This window comes from Kitasatospora sp. MAA19, from assembly GCF_029894125.1.
Lineage (GTDB): Bacteria > Actinomycetota > Actinomycetes > Streptomycetales > Streptomycetaceae > Kitasatospora.
The window spans coordinates 58,443-78,748 of sequence record NZ_JARXYZ010000015.1 but is presented as its reverse complement, the minus strand read 5'-3'; the positions used below and the strand labels follow the sequence as shown (position 1 = coordinate 78,748).

At 72.0% G+C, this 20,306-nt stretch carries 15 protein-coding genes; 11 read left to right on the top strand and 4 right to left on the bottom strand.

What is annotated here, in order from left to right:
• Positions 1 to 49 precede the first annotated feature (49 nt).
• The 3 genes from P3T27_RS22950 to P3T27_RS22940 all read right to left on the bottom strand — a co-directional run bounded on the left by P3T27_RS22950 (position 50) and on the right by P3T27_RS22940 (position 9,140).
• Positions 50 to 3,199, bottom strand: coding sequence for an amino acid adenylation domain-containing protein (locus P3T27_RS22950; RefSeq protein ID WP_280681376.1), 3,150 nt, complete (start codon positions 3,197 to 3,199; stop codon positions 50 to 52).
• Entirely contained in the window at positions 3,196 to 7,224 is a 4,029-nt protein-coding gene (locus tag P3T27_RS22945) for an amino acid adenylation domain-containing protein (protein ID WP_280681374.1), read from the bottom strand. The genes P3T27_RS22950 and P3T27_RS22945 overlap by 4 nt, the downstream gene beginning before the upstream one ends.
• Positions 7,225 to 7,409: 185 nt before the next feature.
• Entirely contained in the window at positions 7,410 to 9,140 is a 1,731-nt protein-coding gene (locus tag P3T27_RS22940) for a condensation domain-containing protein (RefSeq protein WP_280681372.1), read from the bottom strand.
• Between the two features lie 437 nt (positions 9,141 to 9,577).
• Between P3T27_RS22940 and P3T27_RS22935 the strand changes: the two genes are divergently transcribed.
• From P3T27_RS22935 to P3T27_RS22885, 11 genes are read left to right on the top strand one after another with little or no spacing between them, the layout of a single operon-like run.
• Positions 9,578 to 11,095 carry an AMP-binding protein gene (locus P3T27_RS22935; RefSeq protein WP_280681369.1) on the top strand — a complete coding sequence of 506 codons (1,518 nt, stop codon included), beginning with the start codon at positions 9,578 to 9,580 and terminating at the stop codon, positions 11,093 to 11,095.
• A complete protein-coding gene (locus P3T27_RS22930; RefSeq protein ID WP_280681367.1) occupies positions 11,092 to 11,361 on the top strand; it encodes an acyl carrier protein in 270 nt (89 codons plus the stop codon). Before P3T27_RS22935 ends, P3T27_RS22930 begins: the two co-directional genes overlap by 4 nt.
• A 2-nt stretch (positions 11,362 to 11,363) precedes the next feature.
• Entirely contained in the window at positions 11,364 to 12,407 is a 1,044-nt protein-coding gene (locus tag P3T27_RS22925) for an anthranilate phosphoribosyltransferase (RefSeq protein WP_280681366.1), read from the top strand.
• Positions 12,404 to 13,207: a tryptophan synthase subunit alpha gene (trpA, locus tag P3T27_RS22920; RefSeq protein WP_280681364.1), complete on the top strand. Its 804-nt coding sequence runs from the start codon at positions 12,404 to 12,406 to the stop codon at positions 13,205 to 13,207. Before P3T27_RS22925 ends, trpA begins: the two co-directional genes overlap by 4 nt.
• Positions 13,208 to 13,219: 12 nt before the next feature.
• On the top strand, positions 13,220 to 13,594 hold the full coding sequence (locus P3T27_RS22915; RefSeq protein WP_280681363.1) for an ectoine synthase: 375 nt from the start codon (positions 13,220 to 13,222) through the stop codon (positions 13,592 to 13,594).
• 12 nt (positions 13,595 to 13,606) lie between these two features.
• A complete protein-coding gene (locus tag P3T27_RS22910; RefSeq protein ID WP_280681361.1) occupies positions 13,607 to 14,746 on the top strand; it encodes an acyl-CoA dehydrogenase family protein in 1,140 nt (379 codons plus the stop codon).
• A 6-nt stretch (positions 14,747 to 14,752) separates the two neighbouring features.
• On the top strand, positions 14,753 to 15,433 hold the full coding sequence (locus P3T27_RS22905) for an N-(5'-phosphoribosyl)anthranilate isomerase (RefSeq protein ID WP_280681359.1): 681 nt from the start codon (positions 14,753 to 14,755) through the stop codon (positions 15,431 to 15,433).
• Positions 15,430 to 16,209, top strand: coding sequence for an indole-3-glycerol-phosphate synthase (locus P3T27_RS22900; RefSeq protein WP_280681357.1), 780 nt, complete (start codon positions 15,430 to 15,432; stop codon positions 16,207 to 16,209). Before P3T27_RS22905 ends, P3T27_RS22900 begins: the two co-directional genes overlap by 4 nt.
• Positions 16,210 to 16,213: 4 nt before the next feature.
• Positions 16,214 to 16,429, top strand: a complete 216-nt coding sequence (locus P3T27_RS22895; RefSeq protein ID WP_280681355.1) for an MbtH family NRPS accessory protein — start codon at positions 16,214 to 16,216, stop codon at positions 16,427 to 16,429.
• Positions 16,430 to 16,461: 32 nt separating this feature from the next.
• The gene (locus P3T27_RS22890) at positions 16,462 to 17,568 is read left to right on the top strand and encodes a Glu/Leu/Phe/Val dehydrogenase dimerization domain-containing protein (RefSeq protein ID WP_280681353.1); all 1,107 of its coding nucleotides are present in this window, start codon (positions 16,462 to 16,464) and stop codon (positions 17,566 to 17,568) included.
• Between the two features lie 42 nt (positions 17,569 to 17,610).
• Entirely contained in the window at positions 17,611 to 18,195 is a 585-nt protein-coding gene (locus tag P3T27_RS22885; protein WP_280681347.1) for a GNAT family N-acetyltransferase, read from the top strand.
• Positions 18,196 to 18,206: 11 nt separating this feature from the next.
• Here P3T27_RS22885 and P3T27_RS22880 read toward each other — a convergent pair whose 3' ends face one another.
• Positions 18,207 to 20,273 carry an MDR family MFS transporter gene (locus P3T27_RS22880; RefSeq protein WP_280681346.1) on the bottom strand — a complete coding sequence of 689 codons (2,067 nt, stop codon included), beginning with the start codon at positions 20,271 to 20,273 and terminating at the stop codon, positions 18,207 to 18,209.
• Positions 20,274 to 20,306: the final 33 nt, after the last annotated feature.

Sequence of the window (20,306 nt, the reverse complement as noted above, 5' to 3'; positions counted from 1 at the left end):
GGGATGGGGGAGGGTGTGGACCATGCCGAGGTGCTTCCTGTGATCGCTGTCAGAGTCGTGTACGTGGTGAGAGATCCGGTACGGCCGCGGCGTCCGGGGCTTCCTCGAGCGCTTCGACCAGGCGCGCCGGCGTGGGTGCCTGGAACAGGGCGCCGAGGGTGAGTTCACGGCCGAACCTCACCCGCACCCGGTTGACCAGCCGGGTCGCGAGCAGGGAATTGCCGCCCAGCGCGAAGAAACCGCCGTCGACGCCCACCGTGGGCAGGCCGAGTACCTCGGCGAACAGCGCGCACATGGTCTGCTCCGCCGGGGTTCGCGGCCCAGGCCCGGACGGTGCCGGTGCGAGGTCCGGGACGGGCAGCGCGGCCCGGTCGATCTTCCCTCTGGGCGTCAGGGGAAAGGCGTCGAGCGTGACGATCACCGAGGGCACCATGTAGTCCGGCAGCACCGCGGAGGCGTGCTCCCGCACCGACGCCGGGTCGAGCCCCGAGCCCCCCGCCGGGACGACGTAGCCGATCAGACGCCTGCCGGGCGAGGTACCCGGGCCGGCGACCACGGTCGCCTGGGCGACGGCCGGATGCCCGGCCAGAACCGCCTCGATCTCGCCCAGCTCGATGCGGAAACCGTGGAGCTTGACCTGCTCGTCCGCGCGGCCGAGGAACTCGAGTTCCCCCTCGGCGTTCCAGCGGACCACGTCACCCGTGCGGTACATCCGCTCGCCCGGTTCGCCGAACGGGCACGGCACGAACTGGCCGGCCGTCCGGCGGGGGTCGTTCAGGTACCCGCGCGCCATGCCCGCACCGGCGACGTACAGCACGCCGGCCACCCCCGGCGGCACCGGCGACAGCGCCTCGTCCAGGACGTACACCCGCCGGTTGTCCATCGGTCGGCCGAGGGGGACGACGTCGGGCACGGCCTGACCGGGGCGGAGCACCCTGCGCGTGGTGAACGTGGTGGCTTCGGTCGGGCCGTACCCGGCGACCACCACGGAGTTCGGACACCGGGCCAGGACGCGCCGGACCGCATCGGCCGGCACGATGTCACCGCCGGTCCACACCTGGCCGACCCGGGCCAGCGTGCCGGGGGACTCCTCGGCGAACACCCGGAACAGCCCGGCCGTCAACCACAGCGCACCGACCCGGTGATCGACGACGAGCCGGTGGAGGTCCGAGAGCGCCAGCTCGCCGGGCGGGGCCACGACCACCCGGCCCCCGTTGAGCAGCGGCACCCACCACTCGTAGGTCGAGGCGTCGAAGGCGTGCGGGGAGTGGGCGAGTACCCGCGGGCCGTCCTCGTCGCGCCAACAGCGTTGCGCGGTCAGGCTGACGACGTTGCGGTGGCTCAGGGCCACCCCCTTCGGCGAGCCCGTGGACCCCGAGGTGTACAGGACGCAGGCCAGGTGATCCGGGCGCAGCGGCACGACGGGGTCGGTGGTCGACTCGAAGGCGAGGCCGGGGTCGGCGTCGACGACGACACCCGGTGTGCCGTGGGACAGTGCGTGGTCCCGGGTGGCCCGGTGGGTGAGCAGCACCGCCGCCCCGGTGTCGTCCAGGACGCGACGCAGGCGGGCGATCGGGGCCCGGGTGTCCAGCGGCACGTAGGCGCCGCCCGCCTTGCTGATCGCCAGGACCGACACCACCACGTCGGCGGAGCGTTCCATGAGTACGGCCACCGTGCTGTCGCAGCGGACACCCAGGGCGATGAGCCGGTGGGCCAGCCGGTTGGCCCGGGCGTTCAACTCCGCGTAGGACAGGGTGGTTTCCCCGCACACCACGGCGGGCGCATCGGGCGTGCGCCCGACCTCGGCCGCGAAGGCCAGCGGCACCGTCGGGTGCGGCAGCGGATGCGTGGTGCGGTTGGCGGCCACGACGGTCCGGTGCCGTTCCTCGGGGGTGAGGAGGTCGGGCCGGCCGATCGGCCGGCCCGGGTCGGCGGCGGCCACCGCGTTCAGGAACCGCAGGAACCGCTGCTGGTGGGCGGTGAGTTCGGCCTCCGAGTAGAGCGCGGGGTTCGCATCGACGTCGAGCCGGGGCTCGGTGCCCTCGGAGCGGTCGTAGACGGAGAACGAGAGATCCTCGACCGGCCCGTTGGACAGGTTGTGCGCGGTGGCCCGGACGCCCGCGAAGTCCAGGTGGTAGTAGAAGGACATGATGTTGACGACGGGCCCGAACAGGACCCGTTCCGACCGTGCCGGATCCAGCTCCCTGCGCAGGTCCTCGCTGCGGTGGCGCTGGTGCCGGCGCAGGGCGGCGATCTCCTCGGCCACCTGTCGCACGAGTGCGGACAGACCCTGTTCCGGGTGCACGCGCAGCCGCAGCGGCACCACGTTCGCCACCATGCCGGGGACGGCCGGCGCGGAGGAGCCGGTGCGCCCGGTCACCGGCATGCTGAGCACGATGTCCCGTTCGCCGCTGAGGCGGTGGAGGTACGCGGCGACCGTTGCGGTGAAGGCGGTGGGCCAGCTCGCCCCGGCGGGTCGTGCGGCCCGCCGCAGCGCGGCCACGGTGGGCGCGTCGAGGGTGCTGGTACGGCGCAGGAAGCCGTCCGAGGCGGCCGCCGAGCGGCTGGCGAGGCTGACGGGATCCGGGCGGCCGGCCAGCCGGTCCGCCCAGAACGCCCGGTCCTGTTCGGGCTGTTCCGACGCGTGGTAGGCAGCGTCGTGCGCCAGCAGCAGGCTCAGCGGCCCGAAGGTCGGTCCTGCCCCGCCCCTGCCCTCGACCAGTCTGGTGTAGGTCTTGGCGACGCGGCGCGCGATGAGCGACATGCTGAAGCCGTCGACCACGATGTGGTGGACGCGCTGGTACCAGAGGAAGCGGTCCGGCGCGATGGTGAACAGGGCCTGGCGGAACAGCGGGTCCCGGGTGAGCCCGACCGGTGTGGACAGGTCGGTGCGCATCCAGCGCTCGGCCGCCCGCAACGGATCCGGTGTCGACGTGAGGTCGACGTGGTGCATCGACCAGTCGGGCGACGGGGTGACGACCTGCCGGGGGCCCTCGGCACCGTCGGTGAGGCGAACGCGCAGTGACTCGGTCTCGTCCACCACGCGCCGCACGGCCGTCTCGAACAGCTCCGCGTCGATCGGCCCGGGGATGTCCACGTACTCGCCGGTGTTGTAGGCGGGGCTGCCGGGGCGCAGGTGGTGGGCGAACCAGATGCCGGACTGCGCCGACGACAACGGAAGCTCGTGTCCGTCGCTCATCCGAGCTCCTCCAGGATGGCCGACAGCGCGTCGGCGAAGGGCGCGACGTGGGGCGGCGACAGCATGTCGTGGTGGTTGCCGGGTACCTCGACCACGCTCAACGCCCCCCGGGTGCGTTCCCGCCACCGGGCGGGGACCACGACCGGGCCGGCGAGCGCGGGGTGGGTCTCGGCGCTCGTGAACAGGTGGATCGGTGTCCGCAGCCGTGCCGTTGACCGGTAGCGTCGGGCGGCGTCGCCGTTGGTGGTGAAGACCCGCACCATGCGCCGCAGTTGTTCGGTGCGCACCCGCAGGGGAAGGCGCTCACGGGCGTGCGCGTCGTGGAGCAGCAGGGAGAGGGCGTCCTGCTCGTCGAGCTCGTGGAGGTCTCCGACGGCTCCGGTGGGCAGCCCGGAGGCGAGCGCGAACCGGGCCGTCCCGTGCGCGTCATGGTCGTCGGACCCACCGGTGGACCCGTGGTCGGACCCGTCGGTGGACCCGTCGGTGGACCCACCGGTGAACGCGGGTGCTCCGACGTCGATGATCCCGAGGAATCCCGGGGGGTTCCCCTGCTCCTCCAGCAGGCGGGCCATCTCGAAGGCGACCAGCCCGCCGAAGGACCAGCCGGCCAGCAGGTACGGGCCGTCGGGCAGTACGGACCGCAGCTCCCGCAGGTAGCGCTGCGCCTGCTCCTCGACGGTGGCCAGGGGCGGCTCGTCGGTGTTGTAGCCGACGGCCTCCAGGCCGTAGACGGGCCGGCCGCCGGCGAGGGGTTCGGCGTGCCGTTCGGTGACTGGTTCAGTGACTGGTTCGGTGAGGTGTCCGGCCAGGTGGAGGAAGGAGCACACATCGCCGCTCTGCGGGTGCACCAGGATCAGCGGCGCCCTGCGGCGGTCTCCTTCGGCCAGCGGAACCACGAGCCGGCGCAGGGCCCGCGACGCGTTGGGCAGTTCCGCGCACAGACCCTCGACGGTGGGATGGCGGAACACCGTGTTCAGCGGCACGGTGACCCCCCACTCCCGCCGGATCGCCTCCACGAGCTCGACCGCCCTGAGGGAATGCCCGCCCAGCGCGAAGAAGTCGTCCCGGACGCCGACCCGCGGGGTGCCCAGCACGCGCTCCCAGATCCTGGTCATCAGGAGTTCCAGCAGGTCCCGCGGCGGTAGCGCACCCGCCTCGTGGCCGTGGCGGGCGGGCGCGGGCAGGGCCCCGCGATCCACCTTGCCGTTCGTGGTCAGCGGGATCCGGTCGAGTGCGGTCAGCGTCGTGGGCACCATGAACTCGGGCAGGGTCTCGCGCAGGGAGCGCCGCAGGACCGCCAGGTCACCGGGCCGGTCCTGCCACACCAGGTAGCCGGCCAGTTCGGCGTCCGTCCCGCCGCCCCGCACCGTCACCGCGGCCCTGGCGACACCGGGCTGCGCGCACAACGCGGCCTCGACCTCGCCCAGTTCGATGCGGTATCCCCGGATCTTCACCTGCTCGTCGGTGCGGCCGAGGAAGACGAGGCTGCCGTCCGGCAGGTACCGCGCCAGGTCGCCGGTCCGGTACAGCCGGCCGCCGTCGGCACCGAACGGATCGGGCACGAAGCGCTCGGCGGTCAGCCCCGGCCGGTTGGCGTACCCGCGGGTGACGCCGACCCCACCGATGTGGATCTCACCCGGTACACCGACGGGCACCGGGGCGCCGGCCGGGTCCAGCAGGTAGATCCGGAGGTTGCCGAGCGGCCGGCCGATCGGCACGGACGCGCCTGGCCGGGCCAGATCCCGTTCGGCGTCCACGCGCCGGGTGACACAACCGACGGACGCCTCGGTGGGACCGTAGCCGTTCCACAGCGTGGAGACCCGGTCGAGGAGCCGTCGGGCCAGGGCGGGCTGGAGCGGTTCGCCCACGCAGATCGCCTGGAACCGGCCGCCCTGCCAGCCGCCGTCCAGCAGCAGGAGCCAGGTGGCCGGTGTGGCCATGAGCGTGGTGACGCCGAACTCGCGCATCATCTCCGTCAGGCGCGGGCCGTCGACCGCGACCTCCGACGGGGCGATCACCACGCTCGCGCCCCAGGCCAGGGGCATGAGCACCTGGGGGACGATGACGTCGAAGGAGATCGAGGCCACCGAGGCGACGACATCGGCCTCGCCGAGGTCCAGCTGTCGGCCGCGGACCACCAGGTAGTTGACCACGCCCTCGTGCGGGACCAGCACGGCCTTGGGGCGGCCGGTCGAACCGGAGGTGTAGATCGAGTACGCCAGGTTGGCGGGCGTCGCGAGCGGTGGCAGCCGGTCCTCGGGCAGGGCCGCGACGAGCCGGGCCTCGGCGTCCATCCACACCGTCGCGGCGCCGTGCTGCGGCAACCGGTCGGCCAGGGAGCGCTGGGTGAGCAGCAGCGGCACTTCGGCGTCGGCGAGCATGAACGACATGCGCTGGGCCGGGAGGTCCGGGTCCAGTGGCAGGTAGGCGGCGCCCGACTTGAGGACGGCCAGCAGGGCCACGACCAGGTCCGCCGAGCGCGGCAGGCACACGCCGACCAGGCGTTCCGGCCGTGCTCCCCGGGCTCGTAGGTGCCGGGCCAACTGGTTGGCCCGGCAGTCGAGTTCCCGGTAGGTCAGTCGCTGGGCGCCGCAGCGGACCGCCACCGCGTCGGGGGTCAGCCGGGCCTGCTCCTCGACCAGCTCGTGAACGCAGAGGTCCGCGGGAAAGGGTTCGTCGGTGGCGTTGGCGGCCACCAGCAGCGCTTCGCGCTCGGCCTCGGTGAGCAGGTCCAGGCGCGAGACGGGACGGTCGGGATCGCTGGACGCGGCGTCCAGCAGCCGGAGGTAGTGGCCGACCAGACGCTCCACGCTCGCGCGGTCGAACAGATCGGTGTCGAAGGCCACGGTCCCGGTTGTCCCGGTCGGCCGGTCGGCTATCACCAGGCTGAGGTCGACCTTGGCCGTGCCGTTGTCGACGTCGATCTGTTCGACCTCCGTCCCCACCAGCCGGAGGGAGGCGGTCGGGTCGGACAGGCCGGCGAACATCACCTGGAACAGCGGGTTGCGGTCGAGACCGCGGGCCGGCCGCAGCTCCTGCACCAGCCGTTCGAACGGCACGTCCTGGTGCGCGTAGGCGTCCACGGCGGTCCGGCGGACCCGATCGAGCAGTTCGGCGAAGCTCGGGTCGCCCGAGAGGTCGGTGCGGATGACCACGGTGTTGATGAACGAGCCCACCAGCGGGTCGAGTTCCGGACGGGTCCGGCCCGCGACCGGTGTGCCGACCGCCACGTCGGACTGCCCGCTGTAGCGGGCGAGCAGGGCCTGGAACGCGGCGAGCAGCGTCATGAACATCGTCGCGCCGTGCCGTCGGCCCAGCAGCCGCAACCGCCCGGCCAGTTCCGCGGGCACCGTGAAGGTGATCCGCTCGCCCCGGCCCGCGCGGACCGGTCCGCGCGGACGGTCGGTGGGCAGGTCCAGCGGGGACAGCCCGGACAGCTGTGCGCGCCAGTAGTCCAGCTGGCGCTGCAGACGTTCGCCGGAGAGCCGGGCCCGCTGCCAGTGGGCGAAGTCCGCGTACTGGATCCGCAAGGGGGGCAGCTCGTGCTCGCGACCTTCCAGCCGGCTCCGGTACATCGCCGACAGGTCGTCCCACAGCAGCGGCATCGACCAGCCGTCGACCGCGATGTGGTGGACGACCACCACCAGGACGTGTTCGTCCTCGTCGACCCGCAGCAGTGATGCGCGCAGCAGCGGGGCGGTGGTCAGGTCGAACGGGCGCAGGATCTCGGCGTGAACGAGATCGAGGGTCAGCTGCGTCCGGTGTTCCGCGGGCTCGGTCCGGAGGTCCGTGACGGGCAGGTCGAGCGGCCGGGCCGGCTCGACCGAGGGGCTGGGGCGCCCGTCCTGCTCGGGGAAGGCGGTGCGCAGGACTTCGTGGCGCCGCACCAGCTCGGTGAGGCTGTGGCCGAGGGCGGCCACGTCCAGCGGCCCGTGCAGCCGGAAGACCTCGTGGACGTTGTACATCGCGGGGCCGTTGGACAGCCGCTCGATCAGCCACATGCGTTCCTGGGTGAACGACGTCACCTGCGCACCCTCCGGGCGGGGTGGGACCGCAGCTCCCGGCTCGCCCTCGGCGGTCCTGTTCCGGGCCGCGCGGACGCGTTGATCGAGCAGGGCCCGGGTGGCGGCCGGCGTGGCACCGGTCGAGGGGATGGCTCCGGGCGTGGCACCGGTCGGTTGGCCGGGCTCGGGTCGACTGTGCTGTGCCTTCACGGGTGACGGGCCTTTCCGGCGGGAAGCGGTTCCGCTTCGGCGGCGGCGCCGAGGTCCGCCAGCAACGCCGCGTCGATGCCGCCGGCGAGTTCGGCGACGGTCGGGTGGTAGAACAGCAGGGCGACCGGCAGTTCGAGGTCGAGTGCCCGGCCGAGTCGGGACATGACCTTCGAGGCGAGGAGCGAGTGGCCGCCCAGCTCGAAGAAGTCGCTGTGCACGCCGTCCGGGGTGACATCGAGCACCTCGGCCCAGGTCTCCAGCACGAGAAGCTCGGTCTCGGTCCTGGTGGCGGGAGCGCCGGCCTGGTCGGCATCGGGCTGCGGGGCCGTGGGCTGCACGGCGGGAGTGGCGGGAGTGGCGGGAGTGGAGCGGCTCACGCGGAGGCCGGGAGGGGTCTCCCACGCCGATATCGGCCGTTCGGGACTGCCGACGAGATGGTCGAGCAGCGTCCTGAAACCCTCGGAGAGTTGACGCACCGTGTCGCGGTCGAAGAGGTCGGCAGCGTAGCGGATGACGCCGGTGAAGCGATCGCCGCGGTCCGTCATGGAGACCTCGATGTCGAACTTCGCCACGTCGTTCGGTATCTGATGATCACTCACCGCAAGCCCTGGGAGGCCGGACGGGAGCGCGGGCGGATCCTCCACCTGGAACATGACGGTGAACAGCGGGTGTTGGCCGAGATCGCGTTCGGGCCGCAGCTCCTGCACCAGCCGTTCGAAGGGGACGTCCTGGTGGGCGTAGGCCTCCACCGCGCACCGCCGTACCCGGGCGAGCACGTCGGTGAAGCCGGGGTCGCCCGACAGGTCGGTGCGCAGGACGAGCGTGTTGACGAAGAAGCCGACCAGCGGCTCCACCTCGATCCGGGTCCGCCCGGAGATCGGTGTCCCCACCGTCACGTCGGCCTGTCCCGTGCAGCGCGCGAGCAGGACCTGGAAGGCGGCCAGCAGCGTCATGAACGGCGTCACCTCGTGGGCGCGCCCCAGTGTGCGTATGCGGTCGGCGAGTTCTGCGGGGATCTCGATCTCGACCTGGTCGCCCCGGCCTGACCACACCGCGGGGCGGGTTCGGTCGGTCGGGAGCGCCGACGGGCTCAGGTCGGCCAAGCGCTCGTGCCAGTAGGCGAGTTGGTCCAGCAGTGCTGTCCCGGCCTGGTGGCTCCGTTGCCAGTCGGCGAAATCGGCGTACTGGACGGGCAGGTCCGCCAGGGCGATCGGCCGGCCGTCGACGGCGGCGCCGTACACGGCGGAGAACTCCTGCCACAACACCGACAGCGACCAGCCGTCACAGGCGATGTGGTGGATCACCAGGAGCAGCAGATGGTCGTCGGGGGCGGTGCGGATCAGTCGGGCCCGCAGCATCGGAGCGGTCCCGAGGTCGAACGGGGCCGCCAGATCGGCGGCCACCAGCTCCCGGGCCCGCTGCCAGGCCTGCTCCGCCGAGGTGTGCGTCAGATCGGTGATCGTCGGCACGAAGGTCTCGACCGGCTCCGTGACGTGGCACGGGCCGTCCTCGGAGTCGACGATCCTGCCGCGCAACACCTCGTGGCGCCGCACGACTTCGGTCAGCGCCCGGGCGAGCGCCCCCTGGTCCAGCCGGCCGCGCAGGCGAACCGCGGTCGGGACGTTGTGGTCCGGCCGACCCGGCCGCAGCCGATCGAGGAACCACAGCCGTTGCTGGGCGAAGGACAACAGGGTCGGAGCGTGCGCGCGCCGATCGGGGCCAGGCATGACGGATCCACCTTTCACGGCGATTGGGAACGCTTCAGCGCCCCGGAAATCCTCTCGCCGATTCGCTACTTCGCGAACAGTACGGCGGATACTAGGTGGCTCCCGTCTCACTCCACAAGATCGAGAAGAGGATTGCGGGCATCAAGACAATCTTTACGCCAGCCCACGGGAATCCTTATGTAGATCGAACACGCTCCACGGCTAGCATCGGCGCGGCAGGCCATGGCACCCTCTCTGACGTCCCGTCATGGTGTGGTTCGAGGGCCCCACTTCCGTGGACGGGCACCACGTGATAATTCTTCTGTCGCCAGCGGGCGGCCGGGTGGGCCCCTTTCGTGTCGGGCCCTCATTGTTTCGAATGAGATCGGTGAACCCGTTGCATGAACTCATCCGTTGTCTATGAACTCACCCCGTTGCATGAACTCGGAGAAGTCGTGATGCAGCAGCAGAACCTGGTGGGTTCATTCGTCTCGCACGCCACCAGCCACCCCGGTGATCCGGCGCTGGTATGGCACGGAGAAGAGACGACCTACCGTGAACTCCACCGGCTGGCGGAGCGGGAGCGCGTCCGGATCGCCCGGCTCGCCCCGGGCGAGGACGAGCCGATCGGCATCCTGGCCGCCAAGTCGCCCTCGGCGATCGCGCTGGTGCTCGCCTGCCTGCTGGAGGGGCGGCGCTTTCTGCTGCTGCCGGCGCCCACGCCGGAGGGGAGAACGCCCCACGCGTTGGTCGAGCAGGCCGGAATCCGGCACGTCCTGTCGCCGGAGAGCCCCCAGGCGCCCGGACCCGGGCCGGGTGCCTCGGACCGGCCTGCGGAACCGAAGGCGCCCCGCCGTACGGAGCCCGCCGACGTCTCCTTCATGTTCACCACCTCCGGTTCCACCGGGCGGCCGAAGATCGTGCCACTGAGTACGGGGGCGGTGGACCGCTTCACCACCTGGGCCGGCGAGCGGTTCGGCATCCGTCGGGGAACGACGGTCCTCAACTACGCCCCGCTCACCTTCGATCTGTGCCTGCTGGACATCTGGACCACGCTCAAGTACGGCGGCCGCGTCGTCCTGGTCGATCCGGCCCGGGCCACCCACCCGGGCCACCTGCTGGACCTCGTGTCCCGCCACGCGGTCCAACTCGTCCAGGCGGTACCGATGTTCTACCGGCTACTGGTCGACGCGGCCACGGAGAGCGGCCGGCGGCTCGACACGGTCGAGCACGTCGTCTTCACCGGTGACAGCATGCCCGCCCGCTGCCTGGCCGAATTTCCGCAGCTGTTCACCGGCGCGCGATTCTACAACGTCTACGGCTGTACCGAGACCAACGACAGCTTCCTGCACGAGGTCGACGGCACCGAGCCGGCGGACGGCCCGGTGCCGATCGGGCGCCCGCTGCCCGGAGTCCACGCGGTGATCGTCGGTGCCGACGGCGGGATCCTGACCGGGCCGGGAACCGGCGAGCTCCAGGTCACGACGCCTTTCCAGACCGACGGCTACCTGGACCGGGAACAGGACGCGGACACGTTCGCGACCCATCACCACGACGGGGAGACGCGGCGCTACTTCCGCAGCGGCGACCTCGTGCGGCGTGACCGGGACGGCCGCATCACCCTGGAAGGCCGAAACGACCACCAGGTCAAGGTCCGCGGCGTGCGGGTCAACACCCATGAGGTCGAGCAGGTGTTGCTCGACCATCCTGACGTCGTCGAGGCGGCCGTGGTGGCCGTGCCCGACCCGGTGGCCGGCCGCCTGCTGCGGAGCGTGGTCCGTCGCGCCCCGGACAGCCGGCTGAACTCGCTGGCGCTGCGCCGGCACTGCGCACAACGGCTTCCGCTCACCGCGGTCCCCTCGGCCCTGCTGATCGTGGACGACCCGCTGCCCAGGACGTCCACCGGAAAGATCGACCGCAGGCCCGTGGAGCGCGCCTGCTCCCCGTCCCAGCCAAACGAAGGAACGGCCACGTGAAACACGCCGCGGTAGTCACGCAGTTCATCATCGAGGAGTTCCTGCCGGACGTCGGCGCGAACGAGCTGGACTCCGACTACGACCTCGTGGACGGCGGGGTCATCGACAGCCTGGGCCTGCTCAAGACGATCGCCTGGCTTGAGGATCGCTTCGACCTGCGCGTTGAGGAGATCGACCTCGACCTCGACCCGGACAGCTTCCGCTCCGTCGGTTCGATCAGCAGGTTCATCGAACGGGCCCAGCAGCACCGGACGGACTCCCACTAGTCATGCACGAGGTGCTGCGAGCGCTGATCGACCGGGACCGCTCCGTCGATCAGGAGATGTGGGGGTCCTTCTGGGACCAGCTGCGTGACGGCGCTCTCCGGTCCGGCGAGACGGTGGCGCTGCTGTCCTCGCTGTCCACCCGGATGCCCGATCGGGACACGCTGGTCGGGATGCTCCGCTCGCTGGACGAGCGCCGGCCGGCCGTCGCCGCGCGGCTGGACGACACGGCCAACATCGTCGGCACCGGAGGCGGGCCGGCCACGTTCAACATCTCCACCGCGGCGGCGTTCGTCGCCGCCGCCCTGGGCGTCCGCATCGTCAAGACGGGATCCCGCGCCTACACGAGCACCTGCGGCTCCCACGATCTGCTCGACCGCCTCGGCATCGGAACGACCACCTCGTACGAGCAGACCGACGCCGTACTGGAACGCTTCGGCATCGCCTTCCCGGGGAACTTCGTCTACCCGCGGGAGGTCGCGCTGCTGGCCCGGAGCATCGTGCCGATGGACCTGCGGATGATCGGCGGATTCATCAACTCCGTCGGCCCCTTCCTGGCCGCGGTGCCGGTCTCCGCCCAGCTCGTCGGTGTCTCGGACCATTCGCTGTTGCCGACCCTGGGCCATGTCGCCGCCACCGTTGCCGACCGGAGGATCTGGCTGTGCTCCAACGAGCTGGGAATCGACGAGCTCGTCAGCTCCGTCGACAACGTCGTCCTCACCAATGACGGCACCGACGGGATCCGGCTGCGGGCCGAGGCTTCCGGTCCCGGGCCCGGCGCGATCGCCGAACTGCGGCCGAGCGGAGGGGGAGCGGACGTGGTCGACCACTTCCTCGGCGTGCTCTCCGGAGACGGGACGGATCTCGCGACGCGGACCGTCTGCCTGAACGCCGCCGCACTGGCCGTCGCGAGCGGGCTGATCGGCGAGTGGCCGGAGGCGGTCAGGGCGGCCGACGACGCCCTTCGCAGCGGCGCCGCACGCGACCTCGTCGACCGCTTGCGTGCGCAACCGGCGCGCCGCGTGGTGGCTACGGCGCGTGCGCGGTGAGCGGGTTCTTCGCCCGCCGGCCACCGGACCAGCCCGGTCTGGCGATGTTCCTCAACGCCGGAGACCCCCCGCTGTCCGTCCTGGCCGACGTCATGCGGATGCTCGACGACTGCCGGGTGGACTGCCTGGAGCTGGCGGTGCCCTTTCCCCACTCGGTCACCGACGGGCCGGTCATCCGCCGATCGGCGCAGCGGGCCCTGGCCGACGGCGGCGGACTCGACGAGGTGCTCGACTTCCTCAGCGGGATCCTGCCCCGGCTGCGCCACCTGCGGGTGGCACTGCTGGCCGACTGGAGCCATACGGTCAGAGACCTGACCGTGCCCGGCTTCGTCCGGCGGGTCGCCGACTCGGGCGTCGACGGGCTGCTGGTCCACGGCCTGCCACCGCGGCTACGGGCCGACTGCCTCGAAGCGGTGCAGGAGGCGGGGCTGCCCCTGGTCGCCACCTGCTACGCCGCGTCGGCGGCCGAGGTGAAGGCCGCGGCCGCCGAGTGCGCCACCGCGTACCTGTACCTGGTGGCCCACTACGGCCGCAGCGGCGGCAGGCTCACGGCCGACCGCCAGGAGCTGGCCGCCGCGCTGGCCGCACTGCGGAAGACGACCGCCGTACCGATCGCCGTCGGATTCGGCGTCCGCTCCAGGGCGGACATCGCCCTGCTGCACGGCCTCGGCGCCGACGCCGCGGTCGTGGGCAGCGCCGGGGTCGCCCGCATCGAGCACGCCCTCGCCGAAGGGGTCGACGTGGTCGAGGAGTTCCACACCTTCGTGCACACCATTTCGCCGTATTCAGCAAGCCGCTAGGAGGCACACCCGATGATCGTCCGACGCCTTGACGAGGTGACGACCGTGGACTGGGGCAACGGGCTCAGCCGCAGGTTCCTTCTCGAATCCGACGGCCTGGGCTACACGATGACGGACACCACCGTCCGCGCCGGCACCAAGTCGAGGCTGGAGTACCGCCGCCACCTGGAGGCCTGCTACTGCATCAAGGGAACGGGCGAGGTCGTGGACGCCGACGGCACGTCCCACCCGATCGAGCCGGGCACGCTGTACGCGCTCGACCGGCACGACGCCCACTTCCTGATCGCGGGCCAGGACGAGGACCTCCGCCTGGTGTGCGTGTTCTCGCCCGCGTTGCGCGGCGACGAACGCCACAACCTGGACTCAGCCGATTTCTCCGAGTACTAACAGGACTGACAGATGATCAGGTGGAACGCCGACCAGATCGCTCTGGGCGAGGGGATCGGCCAGTGGTGCGAGGAGCTCAGCTCCGGCCATCTCGAAGGGGACGCGGAAGGCGCCTTCCCGTGGGACAAGTGGAAGCTGATCCAGCGGTCCGGAATCCTCGGCCTGCCGTTCGACGAGCAGTGGGGCGGGCTGGGCCAGGACCTGCTCACCACCATGCACGTACTCGAACAACTCGGTACCGGGTGCCGTGACGGCGGACTGAACTTCTCGGTCGCCACCCACCTGGTCAGCGTCGGAGTCCCGCTGCAGCGGTTCGGCTCGCCGGAGCTCAAGGCGCGCCACCTGCCGGGGATCTGCTCCGGAGAGACGATCGGGGCGCATGCGATCAGTGAGACCGAGAGCGGCTCCGACGCGCTGGCGATGAGGACCACGGCCACCCGTGAGGGCGACGGCTTCGTGCTGCGGGGCGGCAAGTCCTTCGTCACCAACGGCCCGGTGGCCGACGTGTTCGTGGTCTACGCGCGCACCCACCCGAAGCACGGCCCGCTCAGCATCACCGCCTTCGTCGTGGAGCGGGACACCCCGGGGCTCGTCGTCGGGCCACCCGTCGCCACCATGGGGCTGCGGACCGCGCCGCTGAGCGAACTGCACTTCGACGACTGCAGGATCCCCGCATCCGCCGTGATCGGCCGGGTCGGATCCGGGTTCCTGGTCCTGGACCACGTGATGAAGTGGGAGATCCTCTGCTCCTTCGTCATCAACACCGGGCAGATGCGGTACCGGCTCGACCGCTGCGTCGAGTACGCCAAGGAACGCGTCCAGTTCGGCAAGCCGATCGGCTCGTACCAGTCGATCTCCCACAAGCTCGTGGACATGGAGATCCGCCTGGACACCGCGCGGAAATGGCTCTACGACACGGCGGTCCGGCTGGCGGAGGGCGAGAACGTCACGAAGGACATCGCCGTCAGCAAGCTGCTCGCCAGCGAGAGCAACCTCTCCTCCGCGCTGGCCGCCGTGCAGATCTTCGGCGGCAGCGGGTACCTGGCCGAGTACGGACTGGAGAAGGACGTGCGCGACGCGGTCGCCGGCCCGATCTACTCGGGCACGTCGGAGATCCAACGCAACCGCATCGCCGCCATGTTGGGGTTGTGACACCTGATGCTGGTCAAGATCTGCGGAGCCGCCTCGGCCGAGGACGTGGCATCGCTCGACAGCGCCGGGGCCGACCTCGTCGGCCTGTGGCACGGCGTTCCCGGGGGTCGCGCGGAGCTGACGCTCCGTCAACTCACGGTGCTCGCGGACGTCGTACACCGAACGGCGCGACTGCATCCGGTCCTCGTGACCTTCCTCCGCGACGCCGAGGTGCTGCGCGCGGCGACGGCCGCGGCCCGGGTGCGGTGGGTCCAACTGCACGGCTACCAGCCGCCGGGCCTGGTCCGCGCCCTGAAGAGCACCACGGACCTCAACGTGGTCAAGGTGCTGCACCTCGGTGCGGACACCCGCGCGGAGCGGTCCCTGATCGCGGCGTACGAGCGGGCGGGCACGGACCTCTTCCTGCTGGACGCGGTGGCCGGGGACGGCCGGATCGGCAGTACCGGGCAACCGGCGGACTGCGGGGCCGTCATCGAGATCGCGGACCGCCTCTCACGCCCCTTCCTGCTGGCCGGCGGCATCTCGGCCGACAACCGGGAGGACTACCGGGCGGTGGTGGACCACCCCCTGTTCCTGGGCATCGACGTGGACACGGCGGCCAGGGACCTCGACGGACGGCTGAGCACCGACCGGGTCACGGCCGTGCGGCGCGGCTGGGGAGTGACGGACGGCAGAGGGACTAGATGACGGGCGAGTTCATCGAGGCGCTGCTGGACGCCCGCCGACCGGTGATCATGGAGCTCAAGCGGCAGGACGCCGCAGGGCACGACCTGTTCGGTGACAGGTCGGCCGCCCGTTTGGTCGCCGACTACCAGGACGTCGGCGCACCCTGCCTGTCCGTGGTGACCGGGCGGTGGTTCGGCGGCACCCGGGACCTGTTGCACGAGGTCGTGGCAGCGACGGACCTGCCCGTGCTGCAGAAGGACTTCATCACCCGCCGGAGCCAACTGCACCAGGCCCGCGAGAGCGGCGCGTCCGCGATCCTGCTGACCGCCGCGCTGCTGCCGCGCGCCACCCTGGGCCAGCTGGTCGACCTCGGCCTGCGCCTGGGCCTGACGCCGTTCGTCGAGGTCACCACCGAGGAGGAGATCAGCCGCGTGCCACGCGCCGAGGAGTGCGTGGTCGCGGTGAACAACAAGGACATCGCCACCCGCGAACGCGGCGCGGGCGACCTCGGGCGAAGCTCGTCACTCCTGCCCGCAGTGCTGAGCAGCGGCACCCGGTGCCCGGTGAGTGCCGGGGCCGTCCGCTGCCCCGATGACGCCGCCCGCCTGCTCGGGGAGGGCTACGCCGGTGTGCTCGTCGGGACGGGCCTCCTGCGCGCCGCCAGCCTGCCGGAATGGCTGGACGGCCTCGACGCCCGCCTCGACGCCCGTCTTGGCGCCCGCCTCGACGCCGGCCTCGAACCGGATCCACCCGTCCGCCGCCCGGCGGACCCCCCAACCACCGACCTCTGGAGGTAACGGCATGACCAGCGAAGCACCCGAGCAGTGGAAGGTCGTCGTCAACGACGAGGAGCAGTACTCGATCTGGTCCGCCGACCGCGAGTCGCCGGCGGGCTGGCACGAGATCGGTGTACGGGGTGCGAAGGACGAATGCCTCGCGCACATCGAACGCGTGTGGACCGACATGCGCCCGCGCAGCCTGCGCCTGCGGTCCGTCCCGGAGGACGGTGCGCAGTGAACCGGACGCTCGCACCGCACGGTGCGCGCCGGGTGACCGAGCCCATGCTCTCCACCACCCTGAACCTCCCGGGGTGCCAGGCCCGAGGCTGGGTCGTCGTCGACTCCATGGTCGACGGCCTGGCCATGGGCGGCACCAGAATGACCCGGACGGTGACCGAGCAGGAGCTGACCGGGCTCGCCAGGGCGATGACCCACAAGCTGGCGCTGGTCGGCCTGCCCATCGGTGGCGCCAAGGCCGGCATCGCACCCGATCCGGGCGCCACCGTCGAACGGCAGGTGGTGATGCGGGGGTTCGGCCGCGCCGCGGCCCCGCTGCTGCACGGCGGGGTGTACCTGGGCTGCGACCAGGGCACCACCTACGCCGACCGGCAGCTGGCCTTCGAGGCCGCCGGGTACGACGTCACCCGCCGGCCCGGCACCACCCGCCTCACCGTCGGCTGGGCCGAACTGTGGGACCGCATGGCCGACATCACCGGGTTCGGCGTGGCCGTCGCGGTGCTCGGCGCCCTACGGGCCTCCGGTGCGCGGACCCCGCAGCGCATCGCGATCCAGGGCTTCGGCACCGTCGGGCGCGCGGTGGCCGGTCACCTGGCCGCCCACGGCCACCGGGTGGTGGCCGTGGCCGACGTCCGGGGCACCATCGAGGACCACCGCGGACTGCCCGTCGCCGAACTCGCCGCGCTCACCAGCAGCGACGGCACGATCGACCGGAGCCGGCTGCCCGCCCGGGTCACGGTCCACGGGCCCGGGCAGGCGTGGCTGCACGTCGACGCCGACGTGCTGGTGCTGGCGGCATCCGCCGCCGCGGTCGACGAGGAGGCGGTGCCGGCGGTCCGGGCCCGCCTGGTGGTCGAGGGCGGAAACCTGAGCTGTACCGCTCCGGCCCGCCGGTTGCTGCGCGAGGCCGGCCACACCGTCCTGCCGGACGTGGTGGTCAACGTCGGCGGAGCGGCGGCAACCGGGTGCGTGCTCGCCGGGCTGGCCCCGTCCGACCTGCCGCTCCCGCACCTGTCCGAGTGGCTGCGCGAGTGGGTCTCCAGCAGGATCGCCAGGAACTGCGAGCTGGTGCAGGAGCTGAGCGCCTCGGGCAGCGCCGATCCGGTCGCGCAGCTCCTCGGTCAAGCGGGTCGCCGATAATCGGGTTGCCGCGGCGGCCGGGCGTACGGCAGGGTCCGCACCATGTCTGAACTGCGCGAACTGCCTGAACCGCACGAACCCGAGCGGCCCGAACCCGAGCGGCCCGAACCCGAGCGGCCCGAACCCGAGCGGACCGAACCCGAACTGCGCCGCCTCAGCTCCGACGACTGGCCGCTCTGGCGCGAGCTGCGCCTGGCCGCGCTGACCGAGGCGCCGTACGCCTTCGGCTCGACCCTGGCCGACTGGCAGGGCGCCGGCGACCACGAGGCCCGCTGGCGCTCCCGGCTGGAGATCCCCGGCGCCCTGGACCTGGTGGCGGTGCTGGACGGCCGCCCGGTCGCGATGGCCAGCGGCGTGCCCGCCGACGAGGACGAGACCGCCGCCGAGCTGATCTCCCTGTGGGTCGGCCCGGCGGCGCGCGGCCGGGGCGTCGGGGACCGGCTGATCGGCGAGATCGCCCGCTGGGCCGCCGAGCAGGGGTACGCCACTCTCAAGCTGGCGGTGAACCCGGACAACGACGCCGCCATCGCCCTCTACCGCCGCAACGGCTTCGCCGACACCGACGAGCCCGGCGACCTGATGGCCGACGGCGAGCGGCGCGAGCTGGTCCTGGCGCGGAAGCCCTGACACCGGGGCCCCTACGTCCGGCTGGTCACCTTCGAACGGGCGTGGGACGGGAGGCCGTTGGCGAGGTCCTCGATCATCAGGCGCCAGGCGATGGCGTCCGCCGCGGTGCGCAGCTGGGCGCTGCGCGGGCGTCCGGCGTCGGCGTCCAGGCGGGCGTTGAGCCAGTCCGACCAGGCCCGGGCCAGGGCGCGGACCTCCCGGGTGCCGGCCTCGGTGGGGGAGAGCCGGTCGCCGTCGCGGGTGAGGTAGCCCTCGGCGGCCATCCGGTCGAAGACCGGCTCCAGCACCTCGGGCGGTACCCGCTTGCGGGTGGCGATGAGGTCCAGGGAGGCCTGGCCGACGGCCTTGGTGTGGCCGGCGACCTCCATCAGCGCCCAGGCCCCGGCCAGGTCGACCCGGGTGTCGGCGTCGTCGACGATCGTGCGGACGGTGTCGAGGTCCACGCCGCGGACGAGTTTGCCGACCGCGAACTCCAGGTGCGGGTCGGAGTCGCTGGTGGTCGGCTGGGCGAAGCCCTCGCCGATGTCGGTGGAGCCGGCCCGGGCGGTGTCCCGCAGCTGCACCTGCTTGAGGAAGAGCGCGACCACGAAGCCGACCAGGGCGACCGGCACCGTCCACAGGAACACGGTGTGCAGGGCGTCGGAGTAGCCCTGGACGATCGGCGCCGCCTGTGCGGCGGGCAGTCCGTGCAGGCCCTGCGGGCTCTCGGCGGCGCGGGCGATCAGCGCCGGGTCCGCGCCGGTGAGGCGGGCCGAGGCGGCCACGCCCTTGGCCAGTTCGGTCTTGAGGCTGTTGGCGTAGATGGTGCCGAACACGGCGGTGCCGAAGGAGCTGCCGATGGTGCGGAAGAAGGTCACCCCTGAGGTGGCGGTGCCGAGGTCCGCGTAGTCGACGGTGTTCTGCACGGCGATGGTGAGCACCTGCATGCTCAGCCCGATGCCGACGCCGAGGACGAACATGTAGAAGGAGGCGAGCGCGGTGCCCGTCCCGGGTTCGAGCCGGGAGAGCAGGTAGAGGCCGACGGCCATCACCAGGGTGCCGACGATCGGGAACAGCCGGTACTGCCCGGTCCTGCTGACGGCGGTGCCGCTGCCGATCGAGGCGAGCAGCAGCCCGATCACCATCGGGAGCATCCGTACGCCGGAGACGGTCGCGGAGTCGCCGTCGACGTACTGCAGGTAGGTCGGCAGGAAGGTCAGCGCGCCGAGCATCGCGAAGCCGACGATGAAGCTGAGCACCGAGCAGACCGCGAACACCGGGTTGCGGAACAGCCGCATCGGCAGCATCGGTTCGGCGGCCCTGGTCTCCGCCCAGCAGAACAGGCCGAGGGCGACGGCGCCGCCGGCGAACAGGGCGATGATCACCCCGGAGCCCCAGGCGTACTCGTTGCCGCCCCAACTGGTCGCCAGGATCAGGGCGCTGGCGCCGACCGCGACCAGCGCGATCCCCAGGTAGTCGACGACCGGGCGCAGCGCCGAACGCACCGAGGGAATCGTCCGGGCGGCCGCGGCCACCACCACGATCGCGATCGGCACGTTGACGTAGAACGCCCAGCGCCAGGACAGGTGGTCGGTGAACAGCCCGCCCAGCAGCGGCCCGATCACCGTCGCCACGCCGAACACCGCGCCGATCGCGCCCTGGTACTTGCCGCGCTCGCGCAGCGGGATGACGTCCGCGATCAGGGCCATGGCCGTCACCATCAGACCGCCCGCGCCGATGCCCTGGAGCGCCCGCCAGGCGATCAGCAGCGTCATGTTGGTCGCCAGGCCGCAGAAGAACGAGCCGGTGATGAAGACGATCGCCGAGACCTGGAACAGCAGCTTGCGCCCGTACAGGTCGCCGAACTTGCCGGCCAGCACGGTGGCCACCGTCTCGGCCAGCAGATAGGCCGTCACCACCCAGGACATGTGCGCGGCCCCGCCGAGGTCCGCGACGATGGTGGGCAGCGCGGTGCCGACGATGGTCTGGTCCAGGGCGGCCAGCAGCATGCCGAGCACGATGGTGGCGAAGACGACGTTCCGCTGCCGGATGTCCAGCACCGGCGGGGCGGACGGCGGGCTTTCGGTGGCGGCGCTCATTCCCTCAGCGTCCGGGGCGCGCGCGCCGGACGC